The sequence below is a fragment of the Halovenus amylolytica genome (assembly GCA_004015825.1).
GTDB lineage: Archaea > Halobacteriota > Halobacteria > Halobacteriales > Haloarculaceae > Halovenus > Halovenus amylolytica.
In genome coordinates this window covers 157,261-175,280 of the sequence record SAYS01000007.1, presented here as the reverse complement: position 1 = coordinate 175,280, position 18,020 = coordinate 157,261, and the positions used below count along the sequence as shown (strand labels likewise).

At 62.0% G+C, this 18,020-nt stretch carries 19 protein-coding genes; 11 read left to right on the top strand and 8 right to left on the bottom strand.

Translation table 11 applies throughout. The annotated features are described in order from the left end of the window. The first annotated feature begins 243 nt into the window (after window positions 1-243). Both EOW68_RS07915 and EOW68_RS07910 read left to right on the top strand, forming a co-directional pair. A complete protein-coding gene (locus EOW68_RS07915) occupies window positions 244-2,622 on the top strand; it encodes a DEAD/DEAH box helicase (RefSeq protein ID WP_128224651.1) in 2,379 nt (792 codons plus the stop codon). Between the two features lie 203 nt (window positions 2,623-2,825). Next, window positions 2,826-3,056, top strand: coding sequence for a DUF8028 family protein (locus EOW68_RS07910; RefSeq protein ID WP_128224611.1), 231 nt, complete (start codon window positions 2,826-2,828; stop codon window positions 3,054-3,056). 100 nt (window positions 3,057-3,156) lie between these two features. On the opposite strand, the gene EOW68_RS07905 is transcribed toward EOW68_RS07910, so the two are convergent. Continuing rightward, window positions 3,157-3,510, bottom strand: a complete 354-nt coding sequence (locus tag EOW68_RS07905) for a DUF5658 family protein (RefSeq protein ID WP_128224610.1) — start codon at window positions 3,508-3,510, stop codon at window positions 3,157-3,159. Between the two features lie 179 nt (window positions 3,511-3,689). Here EOW68_RS07905 and EOW68_RS07900 point away from each other — a divergent pair, with 179 nt between their 5' ends. The 6 genes from EOW68_RS07900 (at window position 3,690) to trpY (ending at window position 8,195) form a co-directional block, all read left to right on the top strand. Further along, window positions 3,690-4,451 carry a ribonuclease H-like domain-containing protein gene (locus EOW68_RS07900; RefSeq protein ID WP_128224609.1) on the top strand — a complete coding sequence of 254 codons (762 nt, stop codon included), beginning with the start codon at window positions 3,690-3,692 and terminating at the stop codon, window positions 4,449-4,451. A gap of 117 nt (window positions 4,452-4,568) precedes the next feature. Next, complete coding sequence (locus tag EOW68_RS07895) at window positions 4,569-5,291, top strand: NAD(P)/FAD-dependent oxidoreductase (protein ID WP_128224608.1); 723 nt, start codon at window positions 4,569-4,571, stop codon at window positions 5,289-5,291. Window positions 5,292-5,383: 92 nt separating this feature from the next. Beyond that, window positions 5,384-6,160, top strand: coding sequence for a DUF7260 family protein (locus tag EOW68_RS07890; RefSeq protein ID WP_128224607.1), 777 nt, complete (start codon window positions 5,384-5,386; stop codon window positions 6,158-6,160). Between the two features lie 99 nt (window positions 6,161-6,259). Beyond that, complete coding sequence (locus tag EOW68_RS07885; RefSeq protein WP_431358813.1) at window positions 6,260-6,568, top strand: amphi-Trp domain-containing protein; 309 nt, start codon at window positions 6,260-6,262, stop codon at window positions 6,566-6,568. Window positions 6,569-6,676: 108 nt separating this feature from the next. Beyond that, window positions 6,677-7,264, top strand: a complete 588-nt coding sequence (gene hisB / locus EOW68_RS07880) for an imidazoleglycerol-phosphate dehydratase HisB (protein WP_128224605.1) — start codon at window positions 6,677-6,679, stop codon at window positions 7,262-7,264. A gap of 427 nt (window positions 7,265-7,691) precedes the next feature. Then, on the top strand, window positions 7,692-8,195 hold the full coding sequence (gene trpY / locus EOW68_RS07875; protein WP_128224604.1) for a TrpY family transcription regulator: 504 nt from the start codon (window positions 7,692-7,694) through the stop codon (window positions 8,193-8,195). On the opposite strand, the gene EOW68_RS07870 is transcribed toward trpY, so the two are convergent. Then, the gene (locus tag EOW68_RS07870) at window positions 8,196-11,045 is read right to left on the bottom strand and encodes an MMPL family transporter (protein WP_128224603.1); all 2,850 of its coding nucleotides are present in this window, start codon (window positions 11,043-11,045) and stop codon (window positions 8,196-8,198) included. 93 nt (window positions 11,046-11,138) lie between these two features. Next, the gene (locus EOW68_RS07865; RefSeq protein WP_128224602.1) at window positions 11,139-12,566 is read right to left on the bottom strand and encodes an MATE family efflux transporter; all 1,428 of its coding nucleotides are present in this window, start codon (window positions 12,564-12,566) and stop codon (window positions 11,139-11,141) included. 160 nt (window positions 12,567-12,726) lie between these two features. Between EOW68_RS07865 and EOW68_RS07860 the strand changes: the two genes are divergently transcribed. Beyond that, complete coding sequence (locus tag EOW68_RS07860) at window positions 12,727-13,320, top strand: TetR/AcrR family transcriptional regulator (RefSeq protein ID WP_128224601.1); 594 nt, start codon at window positions 12,727-12,729, stop codon at window positions 13,318-13,320. 42 nt (window positions 13,321-13,362) lie between these two features. Continuing rightward, window positions 13,363-14,340: a flap endonuclease-1 gene (gene fen / locus EOW68_RS07855; RefSeq protein WP_128224600.1), complete on the top strand. Its 978-nt coding sequence runs from the start codon at window positions 13,363-13,365 to the stop codon at window positions 14,338-14,340. Between the two features lie 10 nt (window positions 14,341-14,350). Here the strand turns inward: fen and EOW68_RS07850 are convergent, their stop codons facing one another. Genes EOW68_RS07850 through EOW68_RS18595 form a run of 5 tightly spaced genes read right to left on the bottom strand, consistent with a single transcriptional unit; the run spans window position 14,351 to window position 17,710 of the window. Then, on the bottom strand, window positions 14,351-15,052 hold the full coding sequence (locus EOW68_RS07850) for a DUF7546 family protein (protein WP_128224599.1): 702 nt from the start codon (window positions 15,050-15,052) through the stop codon (window positions 14,351-14,353). Then, window positions 15,049-15,249 carry a hypothetical protein gene (locus tag EOW68_RS07845; protein ID WP_128224598.1) on the bottom strand — a complete coding sequence of 67 codons (201 nt, stop codon included), beginning with the start codon at window positions 15,247-15,249 and terminating at the stop codon, window positions 15,049-15,051. The genes EOW68_RS07850 and EOW68_RS07845 overlap by 4 nt, the downstream gene beginning before the upstream one ends. Then, window positions 15,246-16,997 (bottom strand): b(o/a)3-type cytochrome-c oxidase subunit 1, encoded by a 1,752-nt coding sequence (locus EOW68_RS07840; protein ID WP_128224597.1) that lies wholly within the window; start codon window positions 16,995-16,997, stop codon window positions 15,246-15,248. The genes EOW68_RS07845 and EOW68_RS07840 overlap by 4 nt, the downstream gene beginning before the upstream one ends. Further along, on the bottom strand, window positions 16,997-17,533 hold the full coding sequence (locus EOW68_RS07835; RefSeq protein WP_128224596.1) for a cytochrome c oxidase subunit II: 537 nt from the start codon (window positions 17,531-17,533) through the stop codon (window positions 16,997-16,999). The genes EOW68_RS07840 and EOW68_RS07835 overlap by 1 nt, the downstream gene beginning before the upstream one ends. Window positions 17,534-17,536: 3 nt before the next feature. After that, window positions 17,537-17,710, bottom strand: coding sequence for a hypothetical protein (locus EOW68_RS18595; RefSeq protein ID WP_431358810.1), 174 nt, complete (start codon window positions 17,708-17,710; stop codon window positions 17,537-17,539). Window positions 17,711-17,819: 109 nt separating this feature from the next. Between EOW68_RS18595 and EOW68_RS07830 the strand changes: the two genes are divergently transcribed. Further along, entirely contained in the window at window positions 17,820-18,017 is a 198-nt protein-coding gene (locus tag EOW68_RS07830; protein WP_128224595.1) for a DUF8131 family protein, read from the top strand. The last annotated feature ends 3 nt before the right edge of the window (window positions 18,018-18,020 follow it).

Sequence of the window (18,020 nt, the reverse complement as noted above, 5' to 3'; positions counted from 1 at the left end):
CTGTCTCGTTGAACAGCGAGCCCACACTGCCAACCGCGACGAGAACCCCCAGTATGAACTGGCCTATTCTTCGGAAAACCGACGCAGTCGTTCGATTCGCGAAACTAACTTGGTTTAACCAACTTGATTAATACAAGTCTATTTCTCTGCTCCCAGGACCAGCAGCCAGCCCGCGACAGAAACGCCTATGTGCACTGCTCCCTGTCTCCCGATGTGACCCACAGCGCGGACACCGGGACGGAAATCGCCGTCGCCGACGTTCTTCCCGACTTCACCGGGGCGTTTCCCTTCGAGCGGTTCAACCGCATGCAGTCGGAGACACTGCCGGCACTGCTCGACTCCGAGGAGAACATCGTCGTCAGCGCACCGACCGCCAGCGGCAAGACGGCCGTCGCGGAGGTTGCGATCTGTCGGACCCTCCAAGACGGCGGGACGGCGCTGTTTCTCGCCCCGCTGCGCGCGCTGACCAACGAGAAAGAGCGGGAGTGGGACCGCTTCGAGGAACTGGGCTACTCGGTGTACGTCGTCACCGGCGAACGCGATCTGAACCCCCGCCGGGCCGAACGCGCCGATATCCTGGTGATGACCCCCGAGAAGGCCGACTCCGCGACTCGCAAGCACGACTCCCGCCGGTACTCCTTCGTGACCGATATCGACTGCTGTATCATCGACGAGGTCCACCTGCTCGACTCCGAACAGCGTGGCAGCGTCCTCGAAGTGACGATCTCCCGCCTGCGCCGCCTCTGTGATCCCCGGGTCGTCGCCCTCTCGGCGACGATGCCGAACACCGACGACGTGGCTGCCTGGCTCGACGCGCCCCCGGAGACGACCTTCTCCTTCGACGACGACTACCGCCCCGTCCCGCTGGATGCGGACGTTGCGACCTACACTCACGGCGAGAACGCCTTCGCGGACAAGTACCGCCGACTGTATCGCGCGCTGGATCTCGCCGAACAACACATCCGCGAGGAGGGCCAGGCGCTGGTCTTCGTCGCCTCGCGGCAGGATACGGTTCAGGCAGCCAAGAAGTCGCGCGACGAACTCGCCCAGCGCGACATTCCGATGGGCGCGCGCGGGGACTACGATTTCCATACTGCGACTGACGAACTCTCCGACGACACGCTCCGGCAGTCGGTTCTCGACGGGGTTGGCTTTCACCATGCCGGGCTCTCCCGCGACGACAAGAACCGCGTCGAGCGCTGGTTTCGCGAGGGGAAAATCCAGCTCCTGTTTTCGACCTCGACGCTCGCCTGGGGTGTCAACCTGCCAGCGCGGTGTGTCGTGATCCGGGATACGAAACACCACGACCCACTTGAAGGTGAGGTAGAGATGAGCCCGCTGGATATCCTCCAGATGCTCGGCCGGGCCGGCCGACCGGGCTACGACGACAAGGGCTACGCCTGGATCGTCTGTGATGGCTCCTCGGTCGACCGCTTTCGCCAACTCCTCCGGGACGGGAAGACGATCGAGTCCCGACTGGCCGACCGAACCGGAACCGGTGGAACAGAGACGTCGGGGCCGCCGGCCAGCGATCTGGCGGTCCACCTCAACGCCGAAATCGCACTCGGAACCGTCACAGACGTCGACGGTGCGATGGACTGGCTGGAGACGACCTTCTACTACGTCCGTGCACAGCGAGGCGGCTCCTACGTCTCCGGCGAGAAACTCCGTTCACGTGTCAGCGATACCCTGGAGTGGCTCGTCGACCGCGAGTTCGTCGCGATGGACGGACTCTCGATCGAACCGACGCCGCTCGGACGGCTCACCTCGAAGTTCTACCTCGAACTGACGACCGCTCGCCGCTTCGCGGATCTCGCAGACCGCGAGGAGTTCGCGTCGATCGACGTGCTGAAAGCGATCGCGACCGCCTCCGAGTTCGACAGCGTCAGTGCGCGCTCCGACGAGGAAGACGCGATCGACGCCGTCCTCGGCAACCGGGCCGAGGGACTCGATCCGGGCCGGCGGAAGGTACTCGCCATCCTGGAGGCTGGCATGAGTAACACGACGCCCTCGACGCTACGGAGCGACGCCTGGATTATCCGCCAGAATGCGCTCCGCTTGCTCGCCGCCTTGCGCGCGATCCTCGACCGGTTCGGCACGCCGACACAGGCGAATCTGGTCTGTCGGATCGAAGCCCGCGTCGAGACCGGTGTCAGTGAGGACGCAGTCGGCCTGACCGCCATCGACGGCGTGGGTGCAAAGCGGGCGCGCACACTCGCAGCAGCTGGCTTCCAGACGCCGGGCGACGTCGCCTCGTCGACGCCGTCGAAACTCGCTGCTGCGGGCGTCACCGAGGGCGTGGCCGAACAGATCCACGAGGGTGCGGGAGCGTTGCCCGCCGTGTCCGTCGACTGGGGTACGTTCCCGGAGACGATCCCCCGCGGTGAGCGCGAACTGTGTGAGGTCACAGTCCAGTCGACGGCAGGTGACGCACGCGCTTCGCTTTCGGTGACGGTAAACGGTGTCGAGATGACCGAGAAGGCGACCTACCTCGGCGAAACGACCCTCCCGGTCGGCGTCTTCGGCGGCGATACTGACGAGTTAACGTTTGCCGTCCGCGCTGTCTTCCCGGATCTGTCCCTCGAACCTGTCGTTCGAACACGAACTGTCCGCGTTTCGTAGTGTTCGTCGCTCTCTTCGGGAGATCTCGTCTTAGAGGAGAGAATAAAACTTCTAACGGTGTCTGAGACACTCATAAAACGTTAGTAGTTCTATATAAAATGTTACTACTCCTGTGAATCCTGGTGAAAAAGAACCGAAATAGCGCTAGTAATCTCGCGTTTATATACGGGTATGGTGCGTGGACAGGAGTAAGGAGAGCCACAATGTCCAGCGCCACCCCGCTCGATCCGATTGCCAGCACCGACCGACAGACCCTCCAGTCCGCTGTCGAATACCCCGTTCGACTGCTCGGGTTCTGGAGTGCGATCGTCATTCCGTTCGTCCTCCTGTCGCTGCTTGCGGCAGGTGTCGCACAGCAGTCCCCCGCCGTGGTTGCGGGACTGGTGGCTGCAAACGTTGCAGGCCTCGTCCTCGGTAAGGAGTACAAGCGCTGACGCTGGGCGACCACCCTGTCTGTGGCCGTCTGATCCCTCGCGGCCACACCGGCTCTCCGATCCCCGGTGACCCCCCTCCATTTTGGATAACTCTTCGAGCTTACAGCACAGGGCCGACGATGACCACAGCGTTCCAGACAGTGACGAGGGCACCGACGGTCGTCAGAGCGAGTGGGACACCCAGATTGTGCGGACGCGGGATGAGTCGCCAGCAGGCGAAAAAGCCGGCAAACACCGCGAGTTTCAGCCCCGGGACCGAAACCAGTCCGAACTGCCGGAGCAGGGGTTCCTGAAGCGTTCCGGTCTCTGAGACGTGACTCGCCTGGATCCCGATCGACGTCGTCACCAGATCACCGATGCCAAAAAAGAGGATCGCTGTCACCCAGAGCAACTGCTCGCGGTCCATGGCGGGCGTCTCGGGAAACAGATCAGCCGTATCAGCACTGGTCGCCATACTGACACCTGGCCCGCTTCCTATCTTGTATTGGTCTTCCTGAACGGGCGTAGGCGGTGACTGATTGGTTACGTGCCCCGTCCGATGGGCCGTACATTCAGAAGCTACCGGACAGACAGTCGTGGATCTGCGACCGGTGCGACCGTAACGATTAATCCGGGTGCTCGCAGAGTACACCTGTGCGCGTCGAAAATTCGTTCCTGGGGGCCGAGGGCATCGGCGAGACGATCGAGCGACGACTGTGGAAACAGGGGATCACCCACTGGACGGAGTTCGACGACAGCTGCGAGGGCGTTGGTCCGACACGCGCCGAGCGGATCGAAGCGTTCATCGAACAGGGTGAGCACGCCATCGAGGCCGACGACGTCTCGTATTTTGACGAGGTGTTTCCGACGGGTGCCCGCTGGCGGCTCTACGAGAGTTTCCGGGAGCAGGCCTGCTTTTTCGATATCGAGACGACGGGGCTGGACCACCACACGAGCGTCGTCACCACGGTCTCGCTCTACCAGGATGGGCAGACACGGACACTCGTCCGCGGTGACGACCTGACTGCCGAGGAACTCACTGCCGCCTTCGCGGATGCTGGCTTGCTCGTCACGTTCAACGGCGCCCGGTTCGATATCCCGTTTCTGGAGCACTCCTTCGGCATCGATCTCGATTTCCCACACATCGATCTCATGCCGACCTGCCGGAAACTCGGCCTCTCCGGCGGGCTGAGCGAGATCGAACGGACGCTGGGGATCGAGCGCGAGCTTCCCGACGTCGACGGGCGGGAGGCGGTCCGGCTCTGGCACGAACACGAACGCGGTGTCGACGGCTCGCTGGAGCGACTGATCGAGTACAACCGCGAGGATACCGAGAATATGGTGCCCGTACTGGAACAGACCGTCGACGCGCTCGACCAGCAGGTCGTTCCCGACGACTGTCCACTTCCCGAGTGATTCCTTTCGAGCAATCCAACCACTGCCCCGACATTTCGTGACTGCTCTCGCCGGTTAGAGAGATGTTCGACCGCCAGCGGGTCGCGGATTAATCAACGGTGAGTTCTAAGCACTCGTATGACCGTTCCAACAGACGTCCTGATCGTCGGTGGCGGCGTCGCCGGCCGTTCGGCGGGGATTTTCACGGCACGTCACGGTATGGACACACTCATCGTCGACACGGGCGAGTCGATCCTGCGAAGAAATGCCCACATCGAGAACTTCCCCGGCTTCCCGGCCGGCGTCAACCCCCGTCAGTTGCTCGATCTGATGGGCGAACAGGCCGACCGAGCAGGCTGTGAGCGACACGATGGCAGAGTCACCCACGTCGAGCAGACCGACGACGGGTTCGCGGTCGAGACGGAGTCGGGTGACCGCTTCCGGACCGAGTACGTCATCGCTGCGACGAAGAACACGGTCGACTATCTCGAAACGATCGACGGCGTCGGCTTCATCGACCGTGGCAAGACGTTCGTCGATACGGACGAACAGGGTCGCACTGGTGTCGACGGGCTCTATGCCGCCGGTCGGCTCGCCGAGAAATCACACCAGGCGGTCGTCTGTGCTGGCCACGGTGCCGAGGTCGCGGTCGCGCTGCTCGAAGCCGACGACCGACCGTTCTATCACGACTGGGTCGCCCCGGACGGCTACTTCACCGACCGGGGGCGCGATCTCCCACCGGGCTGTGAGGAGATCAGCGAGGAGGAGAGCCGGCGACGCGAAACGAAAGCGCTCGAAGCGATGTGCGACCGGTTCGAATCACTCCACCCGGATGAACAGATCACCCACCCCAGCCTCTAGAGTGGGTTTTTGGCCAACCTAAAAACCGAAGCATCTTTAATGGTTTAGGTAGACCTAAAAATGTCTGCCCCCCAGGTGTGATCTCCCAACATATGACCGTGACAACATTCATCGACCGTGCCCAGCGTCGTGTCGAGAACGAACAGTCGGCAGTCACTGCGAAACGTGACGCATTCGATCGGTTCCGTGATCGGGTGTCGTCACTCCCGACAGCCCCGGCCACCCCCGCGGGTGGGATGACGGCAACTGTCGGCACACAACTGCAGAACAGCCGGACGGGTGACGACCAGTGTCGGGCAGTCCGCACAGCGTTCAGGGAGACGATCCGGCCACACAGCTGTAATGGCGACGAATCGCTGCTGGAGACGATCCGAAACGAGTTCACCGACCAGATTGCTGTCGCGCTCGCTTCGACGACGGAGACGGGGTTTTCGCGCGAACTCAAGGGTGCGATCCGCAGCGAGACCGAGAACCGAGAGACGGAGACCCGTGCGATGTCCCGCGCACTCGACACTGAAGCAGCACATCTCGGATCCGCTGGCGAGACGGTCGACGGGATCACCGCCTGGCTCGCCGAAAAAAATGAGATCCCGCTGATAGAACTCGGCTTCGATGCCCTCCAGCACCGCCACGAGACACTGGCTGCACATCGGGAACGCTGTGACGAACTGATCCAGGACCGCCAGGAACTGCTCGATGGAACGACGAGCCAGAATCTCGACGCCGGGATCCGCCACTGTCAGCTCGTCTCCTATCTGTATCAGGAGTTCCCGGTCGACAACCCCGTGGTGGCGACGGCTGTCCGACTCGACGAACTCTGTGATAGCGCTCAGCAGACGGTGCGGGACCATCTGGTCCGGCGGGCCTGATCGCAACTGCCTCAGCTGGTGCTGTGTGGAACCCGTGCCTTTTTGTTTTAGGTTAACCTAAATACATATACCATGGCAGAGTCCGAACACGATTCAGAGATGGATGGGGAGCACACTGACCACGACGAGAGTGAGCACGAAGAGCGAACGATCATCCAGTCAGGGCGCAACTTCGAAGAGGAGTACCGACTCGATGCCAGCGAAGCCGGCGAGTTCTTGATCGATCTGGGTGAACAGCTTCGTGACGGTGACGAGCTGACGATCGTCGCCGACGAGTGGGAGCTGCCCTTCGCTTTCGGCGAACCGGTCGAGCTGGAGATCGATTACGACGGGATGGGCGAGCCGGAACTGGAGATCGAACTCGAACTGCCGGGCCGGACCGACGAAGAAGCGCCGGCTGTCGAGTAGACCGGGGCTCGCGGATCGACGTTCTTCGGCCCGATTCGCCATCGATTTTTCCGGTGTTGGGGAGTTCCAGACACAATCACCAAATACTCGCGCCTGTACAGTTCGAGTATGACCGACCGAACGGCGGCCGTGACACGCGAAACCGCCGAGACCGAGATCGAGGTCGTCCTCGATATCGACGGCGACGGCGAGACGACGATCGACACAGGTATCGGCTTCTTCGATCACATGCTCGACTCCTTCGGGACCCACGGACTGTTCGATCTGACCGTCACCTGCGACGGTGATCTGGAGATCGACGACCACCACACGGTCGAGGACGTGGGAATCACGCTCGGCGAGGCCTTCGACGAGGCGCTCGGTGACAAGCGCGGTATCCGTCGGTTTGCCGACCAGACCGTGCCGATGGACGAGTCCCGGGGGCGGATCGTCGTCGATATCAGCGGCCGGCCCTATTTCGATTTCGACGGCGAGTTTTCCCAGGACGAGGTGGGCGAGATGACGAGTTTCATGGCTCGACACTTCCTGCGCTCGCTTTCGATGAATGCCGGCCTGACGCTGCAGGCAGAGATCGACGGCGAGAACGCCCACCACGAGATCGAGGCGCTGTTCAAGGCGCTTGCCCGGACGCTCGACGACGCGACCCGGATCGACGAACGACGTGCGGATACGCCGAGTACGAAAGGCGAACTCTGAGTACGTGTTTTTTGACGTCTGGGAGTTTCTGAGAATGTGGGATCCACTGACTCAAACAGCAAGAAAGCCCCCGGTCGCTTGACCGACCGGGACTCGCTGCGGTCCTCACTGTGTTGCGGTCCTTGCTTCGTCCGGGACGGACCAAGCGACCGGCCCCTTTCAGTCCCGCCCAGTGTGACTTTCCAGGCCGGGCGGGACTGAAAGGGGTGAGGCTGTCGGCGAACCCCGACGACGCTAGCACCGCAACCCGGAGGGTGAGGAGCGCAGCGAGTCGCGGGAGTCGACAGCCTCGGGGCTTTCTTTCTGTTCGGAGTGATGTTTTCGGTTCCGTTCCAACCAATTCCACAGACAACGCAGTGGACAGAATCGCACAGCAATGAGCAGGTGTGCCCAACAACTATAGCCGCGGGGCGTCACCACCCAAGATATGTTCGAGGAAATCATGGAGAAATTCTCGGATTCACCCAGTCAGCAGCGGGTGATCCGCCTTCTTCTGGAGCGGGGCTTTTCTGTCAACGACGACGGTCGAGTCGTCTCCGGGGGAATCGAGATTCCGAACACGGGGATCGCGCGCGAGATCGACGTCGACCGCCGGGTCGTCGACGCGACGACGGACGCCATTCTCGACGACGACGAACTCCGGCCGATCTTCCAGAACATCTCTGCGATTCCCAGCCTGATGGATCTCGCCCCGGTACTCGATCTGACGGTCTGTACGGTGACAGTCCGGGAGGCCGACGAGTCCGGCATCGTCGCGGCGGTGACCGGGCTGGTCGCCGACCACGAGATCCCCATCCGGCAGGTGATGACCGAGGATCCGGAGTTCACCGACGAACCCAGACTGTATCTCATCACTAGCGACCCACTCCCCGGCGACCTCATAACCGAGATTCAGGGGTTGCCCTTCGTCGAGCGACTCGAACTGGCCTGATCAGTCTTCGGTGACGGCCGAAGTCTCTGTCCCGGTATCGACGCCGTCGACCGTTTCGTCGGGGGCGAACCACCACGTCCAGACCACGAGCAGCGACGGCAAGACCAGCACGCTCGCGAGGAAGGCGTAGATGATCGTCAGCCCCGTGATGATGCCGAACTGCTGGAGTGGGGGCAAGATTGCGAAGACGAGAACGCCGAAGCCGCCGACGGTCGTCGCCGCGCTCCCGAGCAGTGCGCCGCCGGTTCCGGTGACGGCGGTGTACATCGCGTCCCACATCGAGTCCCGCCGGTCGAGTTCCTGGTTGTACCGCTCGCTCAGGTGGATGCTGTAGGCGACGCCGAGGCCGACGGTGAGACTCGTGATCATCCCGGTGAGGATGTTGAATGGGATGCCGAGCAACGCCATCGTCCCGAGAATCCAGGTAACACTCAGGACGACAGGGAGGAGCGTAAAGGCTCCGAGCGTCGCACTTCCCTCGGTGATCCGGTAGGTCACCATCAGGAATGCGAAGACGGAGACGAGCGTGATCAGTAGACTCTCGATGACGGTGTCGAGCAGATCGTCCTGGACGATCTTGAACAGGATCGTCTGCCCGGTCGCCGTCGACTCCAGCCCATCGCCGTCCAGCCCGGACGCGAGATCACGCATCTCCGAGGTCACCTGATCGCTCGAGGCGCCACCGGAGACGGAGATGACCAGCCGGAACGATTCGTACTCTCCGGCCTCTGTCCGGTCAATGACGCCCGCTGCCTGCTCTGGCGCAACCGAGAACAGCTCGTCGTAGACTGCCTCGAGGTTCTCGTCTGGGACACCGTTGCCGTCGGTGTCAGCCGCTGCAAACGTCGCGTTAAAGGAGTCGTTCGTCGCGGCGACACTCCGCATCACGCCGAGTGGGCTCTCGACACTCGCTCTCCCGCTGGAGAGTGTCTGGACCGACGACTTCTCGGCAGCCTCGCGTTCCGTCGTGGCTACCCGTTCGAGTGTTGTGGGATCGGTTATCGATCCCCCGACCAGTATCTGTGCCTGTGAGTCTTCCCGCAGGAAGTTCTCGTTGACGTAGCCGAGGTTCTCCTTGGCGGAGTACTCACCGGGCTGGAACGGTCCGGGCAGATTCTCCATCCAGCCTGGCGGATCGTCCGCGAGGAAATCCTCCTGGTTGAAGCTGGTATCGACCTGTGTCGCGCCGTAGACCCCGCCAGCGCTGACGAGGAGTGCCAGCAGGATGACGACGTAGGGTGCCTTCCGTGCGGCAGTCGAACCCGTCGAGAGCACCGAACTGAACGCGCCGCCGCCAGTCCCGAACGCGGTCTTCTGTCGGTCCCAGCCGCGGCCTTCGAGCAGTTCGTCGATCTCCAGCTTCAGTGCCGGGATGAGTGCGCCGAAGACGAGCATCGTCGCGCCAATCCCGACCGCGGAGACGACGCCGAAATCCTGGATCGGCGGCACGGGACTGGTCAGATTCGAGAGGAAGCCGATTGCTGTCGTCGCCGTTACCCAGATGAGCGCGATCCCGACACCGGCGATGGCCACCCGCATTGCGCCACGCGGGTCGCTTTTCGTTTTCTCGTTGCCGCGCTCCTCGCGGTGGCGCATGAATATATGGATCGCATAGTCGATAGAGAGACCGATCAACAGGACTGGGACGGCGATCATGATCTGGTTGAACTTGATCCCGGCCCACCCCATGAACCCGAAGGTCCAGACGAGAACCGCGACGATTCCGAGCACACCCAGCAGGATATCGAGCAGATCCCGGTAGGCGACTGTCAGCGCGACGACGACAAAGAGCAAGGCCAGCGGGGCGACGATGGTGAGACTGTCGCCCATCGACCGCGTAATCTCGTCGGAGATGATCCCCGATCCGAAGACGAGCACCTCGTTGTCGATCGAATCACTGGCGATTCGATCCATCTCGAGCTGGGAGTCGATGAGGCGTTGACTCGCCGACCCCTGTACGGGTTCGGTTACCGTCGTCTGGGTGACGAGCATCATCGTCGCGTTGGCCTCGGTCGATCCCGGCTCGTAGCTGGTCGGCATCAGACCGAACGCCCGTTCGTTCCCCCCGTCCTGGCTCAGGACCGACCGGACGACACTGTCGACGGCGGATTCGTTCATCGATTCGAGCTGTGTGCGCTGCTCGGCCAGCGTCGGCGCGGGACCGTCCTGGAGTGCCTCGCCCTCGGCTGCCACTGCTGCGAACTGGTCTTCCAGGACGCCGCGGCTCCCGAGACGGTACGCCGCCTGGCGCTCCTGTTCTGTCTCGGCTGCGCGGAGCTGCTGGGCGGCCTGTTCGAACGTCCCGGCATCCTCTTCAGTAAACTCGACGGACGAGTTCGCCCGAACGCGCTCGAATGCAGCCAGGGCACTGCTGTTCGGGTCCTGTTCGACGGTTCCCAGTGCACGACGCAACTGTTCGCTCGTCGCGTTGAGTGTCGCCTGTCGTCGTTCGAGTGCACCGGCCTGCTCCTGTGCAATCGCAGTCCGTGCGACGACGTTCGGAATCCCCACGAGTGCGTTCTCCGATGCGAGCGTCTCGTTTATCGTCTGGCTGTCCCGGAACGACTGCTGGACGGAGAGCAACTCCAGCAGTGACTCTTTCGACAGGATGTCGTCACCTCTGACGATCAGCTGGGCTGTCGTGGTGTTCTCGGAACCGGTCGTGAAGTTCGATTCGATCGTAGAGAGCGCCTCTGCCTCCGGCGAGTCGCCCTGGAACTGATCCAGTGACGAGGACTGCCCGACCATTCCCGCTCCAGCACCGACGACGACGGTCAACACGACCATGATCGCGATGACGACCCGGCTGTGCGTCGTGACGACGTCGAAAAACGGGTCAAGTCGAGACACGTGACCACCTCGCATTCAAATCTGTAAGTATATCCGTACTAACTTCGTTCATCGAGAGAGAATTACTGTTCTGTACATATAGTAACACTGATCTCAATCGTCTGTCGAAGCGGGTTCCGTCGTGGTGTCGACGGCCGCCTCGGTGAGGTCGGCGTCGCGCCACGTTCCGCGGTTGTACCACGCGTACGCGACCAGTGCACCGACGACGTTCGAGATCGCAAACGACAGCCAGATCCCGCGCTCGCCGAGCATATCCGCACCGACCCAGGCGATCGGGAAGCGGATCACGCCGAGCATAAAGACGGAGATTCCGGCGGCAGTGAGTGTCTTGCCGGCACCGCGGAAACTCCCGGTGTAGGCGCGCATGATCCCGATGAACCCGAACGTGAGCGCGACATACCGGAGGAACTGTGCAGTGATATCGACGACCGTCGGATCGGTGGTAAAGATGTCGGCGATGGGCACGGCAGCGAACCAGACGAGCACGCCTGCGGTCGTGAGGACGCCGAACAGCACCTTCGCCGCGAGGCCGGCGGCCGCCTCGGCACGGTCGGGCTTGTCGGCTCCGATGTTCTGGCCGGTCATCGTCTCGACACCGCGGGCGACCGCGATCGCTGGCAGGAAGACGACCGAGAACACGCGGGTCCCGATCCCGTAGGCGGCGACGACCGGATCCGAAAACAGTGCCACGATAAACAGGAGGAGATTCATCGAGAGCGCCCGGCCAGTCCCCTCGACGGAGGCTGGCAGCCCGATCCGGAGGAGACGGCGCAGATAGCTCGGATCGGGGGCCATATCCCGGAGGTTGATCTGTACGCCGCGGACCCCCCTGAACATGATGGCCAGCCCGACGACGAGTGCGAGACCACGGGAGAACACCGTCGCCAGCGCCGCCCCCTGGATACCGAGTTCCGGAAACGGCCCCCACCCGAAGATGACGAACGGATCGAGCACGATATTCAGCACGACCGAGCCGAACATCACGAGCATCGGCGTGATCGTGTCGCCGTAGCCACGCATCAGGGCGATAAACACGAAAAAGCCGAACATGAACACGAGCCCGAGCGAGATGACCTCCATGTAGCTCGCTGCCAGCGGCAACACATCCGCCGAGGCCCCCATAACCGAGAGAAACTCCTCGACGAGGAAGTAGCCGGTCGCACCCAGCACCACGGAGAGGATCACGGCGAAGGTGACCGTCTGGGAGGCGGCGTACTCGGCTTCGCGTTCCTTGTCCGCGCCGGTGTACTGGGCGACGAGGACGCTCCCGGCGACGGAGATGCCCATCCCAAGCGAGATGAGCAAAAAGACCATCGGGAACGCGAAACTGATCGCTGCCAGTGCGTCGGTGTTGTACTGGCCGAGCCAGAACGTATCGGCGAGGTTGTAGGCGGTCTGAAAGAGATTGGTGACGACGATCGGCATCGAGAGGAAAAACAGCGGTTTCCCGATCTCTCCCGACGTCAGATCGAACTCGTCGGGCCCTTTGAACAACGCCCCGATCCTGCTCCGGAGACTCATCTCCCCACCTCGTACACGACTATACTTACTGACCAGTTAGTCAAAAACATTTGGAAGTTTTTCTCCCTGGGTATTGGGCGATATTCCCGTGGTTTTCGCCCGAATCTGATCTGACTATCTGGTCAAAACAGTTATCAACAGACGGACGAATATGCAACCAATGGCCGATCCGCCGAACCGATCGTTCTCCGAGCAGGAGGCGGCAATCATGCGGGCAACCTACGCCGCACTCTGCAAGCACGGCTACGCCGATCTCACGATCAAACGGATCGCAGCGGAGTACGGGAAATCGACCGCCGCCATCCACTACCACTACGAGACGAAAGACGACCTGCTCGCAGCGTTTCTGGAGTATCTCATCGACCAGTTCGTGGAGACGATCCACGACGTCGAGACGACAGATCCCGAGCAGCGACTCGACATGCTGCTCGATACGTTACTGCTCGAACCCGACGAGTATCAGGATCTCCTGATCGCGATGCTCGAGATGCGGGCACAGGTGCCACACAAGGCGGCGTTTGCCGACCGATTCCGGCAAAACGACGAGTACATTCGCTACATTCTCGAAACGGTGATCGATCACGGGATCAAAGAGGGCGTCTTCGCCGAGGTCGACGCCGAACACGTCGCACGGGCGCTTTTGACGATCGTCGACGGTGCTCGCACACGGGCAGTCGTTCTGGACGAACCCGGGACACTCGCGACGGCACGACAGGCCGCAGACGAGTACGTCGGGGCAGTCCTGATCGAGTGATCGAACCGACGGTATCAAGCCCCGTTCGTCCTAATCCGGGATATGGGGAACGCAGACCTGCGCGATCTCGCCGCGATCGAGGAGATCCCATTCGAGAACCTCTCGGGCTCGGTCGTCGCCATCGACGCCCACAACTGGCTGTACCGCTATCTCACGACGACGGTCAAGTGGACCAACGACGCGGCCTACACGACTGCCGACGGCACCGAGGTAGCGAATCTCATCGGCGTCGTTCAGGGCCTGCCAAAATTCTTCGAACACGAGATGACGCCCGTCTTCGTCTTCGACGGCGCGGTGACCGAACTCAAAGACGACGAGGTCGCAAAACGCCGCGAGCAACGCGAACGGTACGAAGACGACCTCGAAGCAGCACGCGAACGCGGCGACTCGATCGCCGTTGCACGCCTGGAATCGCGCACCCAGCGGCTCACCGACACCATCGTCGAGACGACCCGGGAACTGCTCGACATCCTCGACGTACCGATCGTCGACGCACCCGCGGAGGGTGAAGCCCAGTGTGCACACATGGCTCGCACGGATGTCGTCGATTACGCTGGCACCGAGGATTACGACGCCCTGCTCTTTGGCTCGCCGCTGACGCTCCGACAGCTCACCAGCAAGGGCGATCCGGAGCTGATGGATTTCGACGCAACACTCGAAAAACACGATCTGAGCTGGGAACAGCTCGTCGACGTTGCGATTCTCTGTGGGACGGACTTCAACGAGGGGATCTCCGGCATCGGCCCGAAAACCGCCGTCAAACTGCTCCACGAACACGGGGATCTGTTCAGCGTTCTCGACGCCCGCGAGGAGACGATCGAACACGCCGACCGCCTCCGGACTCTCTTTCTCGATCCGGCAGTGGTCGACGTCGATCCCGAGACGTCGGTCGATCCGGATCTCCCGGCAGCGCGGGCCTACGTCACCGAGGAGTGGGGTGTCGATCCCGACGAGGTCGAGCGTGGCTTCGAACGGATCGAGGAATCGCTCGTCCAGACCGGACTCGACAACTGGACCTGACCACCACTGTTCAGCGGTCCGCGAGCGGATCAGCTGTCGGAATCGTCACGAGTAACAGGACGATTGTGACCGCAAACACCGCTGTTCCGAGGTCGTAGCTCCCGTTTACCGTCGACGCGACGGCGCCCGAACCGCCGAAGATCCCGGCGACAGCCCCGATGACTGGGAGCACACAGCCGACACAGCTGAACATCCCGACGACGCCGGCGAGCGCACCGCGGGAACTCGCCGCGACCGCGGCAGCAATACCGTATGCGAGTGCGCTGTAGGCGACGAGTTTGAAGGGGACTACTGTGCCCTGCAGAAGGGCACTGCTGTAGGTCACTGTCGGACCCCAGCCCGGCGAGCGCCAGAAGACGTTCAGATCGGCCCCGCTCGCGTGATGCCCAAGCAGCTGGTGGCCGGGCCAGACGAAGCCGGCCAGCACCGCAAGCAGGAGAAAGTAGCCGAGGCCGGCCAGAAGTGCGGCCGTCGACGGCCGGACTGCCGGGCCGTATCGCCAGACGACGGCGACGAAGTAGACGCTGAGAGTGATCCATGCGACGGGATACAGCGTCTCCCGCAGACTCAAGACCTGTGTTCCGGTCGCTCCGATGTAGGCGAGCACAGCCACAACCTGGGTGACGAGCACAGCGACTGTCAGCACGGCTTCCCTGCTCGTCGAGAGGGCAACAGCGTGTGCGATCCCCCGGTTGCGGGCTGTGTCGGTCATACGCTCTCTGGAGTCAGCTCCTCGGGAACTGCAAACAGTGCGGCGGCACCACCGACGAGCAGGATGGCCGCGCCCGCGAAGTACGGTCCGATCGCGATGTCGATCCCGACCATCCCGAGCACTGTCCGGAACTCGATGACGGCGACGACCGCGAACGCGAGCACGAGCGCGATTCCGACCGGGCCGGGCCGGTTCATGCGACCACTCCGACGAAGATGTCGATCGTCGAGCTGACTGCCGGCAGGACGTACTCTGCGACGATCACTCCGTAGCTATCGCCCAGCCAGCCGCCGCCGTCGGTGACGATCGAGGCCAGCGGCAGGATGTAGGTGATCAGGATCAACACGACCGCGATCGAGGTCCACAGCCGGATGTTGTCGAGCACCTTCGGTGCCTGTTCCGGTCCCGACAGCGGGGCGGGGATCGAATCGGGCGTCGCGGCGGCCCGTTCGCCGATGTCGAACGACGAGAGGACGAGATGCGCAAAGAACAAAACCAGGGACAGTGACAGCAAGACGCCGCCGAGTGCGATCTGGAACCGAAGCTCACCGATCGCACCGTAGGCACCGTCGTATATGACCTGATCGTAGGTCGGATCGGCCGTCCGGCGCGGGACGCCGGCCAGTCCCGCGCGGTGCATCGCGTTGCCCATCAACACCATACCAATGAACCACAGCAGAACCTGCGCGAGTCCGAGCCGCCTGCTGAATATCTCCCGGCCAGTTATTTTCGGGAGGAACCAGTAGGTTGCGGCCATGATCGACAGGGCCACCGCGGTACCGACGGTCATGTGGAAGTGGCCGACGACCCACAGCGTGTTGTGGACTAGGTAGTTGATGCTCATCCCGGCGTTGATCATCCCGGAGAAGCCGGCTGCGGCGAACATCAGCCCGGCGAGTGTCATTCCGGTAAAGGCCGGCTTCCCCCAGGGGAGTGCCGTCAGCCAGCCGAAATAGCCCTCGCCGCCACGCTGGCGAGCACCGTGTTCGATGCTCGCGACGACGGTGAAGGCAGTCAGCAGGCTCGGCAACAGCAGGAACATCGTGTTCGTCATCGCGAGGAATTTAAACCCTTCCGCGATGCCGGGATCGACGTACTGGTGGTGGATCCCCGTCGGGACCGACAACACGAGGAAGAGTACGAAGACGATCCGTGCGAGTGGATCGCTGAACAGCCGCCCGCCGGCCAGTTTCGGCATGATGACGTACCACATCATGTACACCGGCATCAGCCAGAAGTAGACGACCGGGTGGCCGAAGAACCAGAACAGCGTTCTGGTCAGCAGCGAATTCACGCTGTCGAAGATACCCAGCGACCACGGAATCAGGAAGAACACGACGGAGATCGCGACACCGAGCGAGGCGAGATACCACATCAGCATCGTCGTCAACACCATGAAGGTGCGAAGTGGCATCCGCTCGTCGGGGTTTTCCTTTTTCCAGGCCCACCAGGATCTAAACCAGTCGAAGCCGGCGATCCAGGTTCCGATGATGAACACCGCGAGTCCCATGTAGTACAGCGGGTGGGCTTCTAGCGGCGCATAGAACGTGTAGAGCACGTCCGCTTCGACTCCCGAGAGGCTCCCGGAATCGACGAATCCGCCGAGGATCGTAACCGCGCTCATCGCCGAGCCGAGCACCATCATCCCGTACCAGAGTTTCGTGATACGGATGTCCTCGGATTTCCGGCCGAGACTGTCGGTTATCGCCCACTGGAAGAAGCCGACGAGGAAGAAGATGGTAAACAGAAGCACCATCGCGACCCCATGCAGCGTGAGCACGGTGTAGTAGTCGGCGTTGCTGATCAGCGAGTCGTAAAACCCTGTCCGGTGGAGCGTCTGGATGAGCCCCATCAGCCCACCGATCGCCAGTGCGACGAACGCACTCCCAAGCGCTGCGCGGACCACCCACGCTTCGTCGGGGTACTCGTTTGCGAATACCTCCATTATGCATCACCCTCCCACTGGTCTTCGGGAACGACCTGGATCTGTCCAGCCATCTCCTCGTGGCCGGCCCCACAGAACTCGTGACAGACGACTCCGTACTCTTTCGGTTCGTCACTGTCCAGTTCGTCGAACTCGACTGTAATCTCCGCAATCTGTCCGGGGATCACCATCGTGTTGGCGTTGGTGCCGACGACGCTGAAGCCGTGGATCACGTCGGGCGAGGTCACGTAGAAGGTCACGCGGCTATCCTCTGGCACCTGGATCGGGCTGCCGGTGCCCGGCTGGAACGAAAAGCGCTGGGCGATCACTGCGACCTCGTACTCGTTGCCCTCGACGTGGACTGCCTGGTTGTCCTCTTGCTGGGCGAACTTTTCGTTTTCGTTGATGGTGCTAAAAGACGGTTCGACCGTCCCGCCGTCGTCGGAGACCATCTGGACGCCGGCACCGACCGCACCGTAGGTAATCGTCCCGATGAAGCCGACGATCAACAGCAGGGACAGCCCGAACCAGAGCTTCTCGTATCTGTGTATCTCCATTCCTCACACCACCGTTGGACCGTTCCCGAGAAACTCCACGAAGTACATAAATGCCCACAGTCCGCCGATGATCACGAAGTAGATGAGGATGAGCGCGAGCGTTCCCACTGGATCGAACTCGTCGTGGCCAATCTCACGCACAATCCCGTCTTCTGTCGTTTCAGTTTCCGAACTCATGACTAGTGTGTGGCTGTTAGACTCATCGCCTAAGAATGGGTAATGGTATTCCCATACCCTGAGAATAGCGGGGGTATATATTAGCCACCAGTCGAAAACCTACCCAATTATGGAACTCGCTCCACGCCTGGTTGCGATGCTCGCTTTTCTCGCATTGATCCCAGCAGGTATCTACGGCGCACTGAGCGGCCACCTGACTGTCGTCACGATGGTGTTTTCGGTGGTCGGGATCGTCCTCATCGCCGGCTCGCTCGTGCTGATGTTCGGGCCGGCCCCCGCCGATTCCGAGAATGGTCTCTCCCACTAGGCC

What these genes read in the sequence shown, in the direction of transcription:
- EOW68_RS07910 (WP_128224611.1), top strand. Translation starts at nt 2,826, where the DNA reads ATGTCCAGCGCCACCCCGCTCGATCCGATTGCCAGCACCGACCGACAG.
- EOW68_RS07905 (WP_128224610.1), bottom strand. Translation starts at nt 3,510, where the DNA reads ATGGCGACCAGTGCTGATACGGCTGATCTGTTTCCCGAGACGCCCGCC.
- EOW68_RS07895 (WP_128224608.1), top strand. Translation starts at nt 4,569, where the DNA reads ATGACCGTTCCAACAGACGTCCTGATCGTCGGTGGCGGCGTCGCCGGC.
- EOW68_RS07890 (WP_128224607.1), top strand. Translation starts at nt 5,384, where the DNA reads ATGACCGTGACAACATTCATCGACCGTGCCCAGCGTCGTGTCGAGAAC.
- EOW68_RS07885 (WP_431358813.1), top strand. Translation starts at nt 6,260, where the DNA reads ATGGATGGGGAGCACACTGACCACGACGAGAGTGAGCACGAAGAGCGA.
- hisB (WP_128224605.1), top strand. Translation starts at nt 6,677, where the DNA reads ATGACCGACCGAACGGCGGCCGTGACACGCGAAACCGCCGAGACCGAG.
- trpY (WP_128224604.1), top strand. Translation starts at nt 7,692, where the DNA reads ATGTTCGAGGAAATCATGGAGAAATTCTCGGATTCACCCAGTCAGCAG.
- EOW68_RS07865 (WP_128224602.1), bottom strand. Translation starts at nt 12,566, where the DNA reads ATGAGTCTCCGGAGCAGGATCGGGGCGTTGTTCAAAGGGCCCGACGAG.
- EOW68_RS07860 (WP_128224601.1), top strand. Translation starts at nt 12,727, where the DNA reads ATGGCCGATCCGCCGAACCGATCGTTCTCCGAGCAGGAGGCGGCAATC.
- fen (WP_128224600.1), top strand. Translation starts at nt 13,363, where the DNA reads ATGGGGAACGCAGACCTGCGCGATCTCGCCGCGATCGAGGAGATCCCA.
- EOW68_RS07850 (WP_128224599.1), bottom strand. Translation starts at nt 15,052, where the DNA reads ATGACCGACACAGCCCGCAACCGGGGGATCGCACACGCTGTTGCCCTC.
- EOW68_RS07845 (WP_128224598.1), bottom strand. Translation starts at nt 15,249, where the DNA reads ATGAACCGGCCCGGCCCGGTCGGAATCGCGCTCGTGCTCGCGTTCGCG.
- EOW68_RS07840 (WP_128224597.1), bottom strand. Translation starts at nt 16,997, where the DNA reads ATGGAGGTATTCGCAAACGAGTACCCCGACGAAGCGTGGGTGGTCCGC.
- EOW68_RS07835 (WP_128224596.1), bottom strand. Translation starts at nt 17,533, where the DNA reads ATGGAGATACACAGATACGAGAAGCTCTGGTTCGGGCTGTCCCTGCTG.
- EOW68_RS18595 (WP_431358810.1), bottom strand. Translation starts at nt 17,710, where the DNA reads ATGAGTTCGGAAACTGAAACGACAGAAGACGGGATTGTGCGTGAGATT.
- EOW68_RS07830 (WP_128224595.1), top strand. Translation starts at nt 17,820, where the DNA reads ATGGAACTCGCTCCACGCCTGGTTGCGATGCTCGCTTTTCTCGCATTG.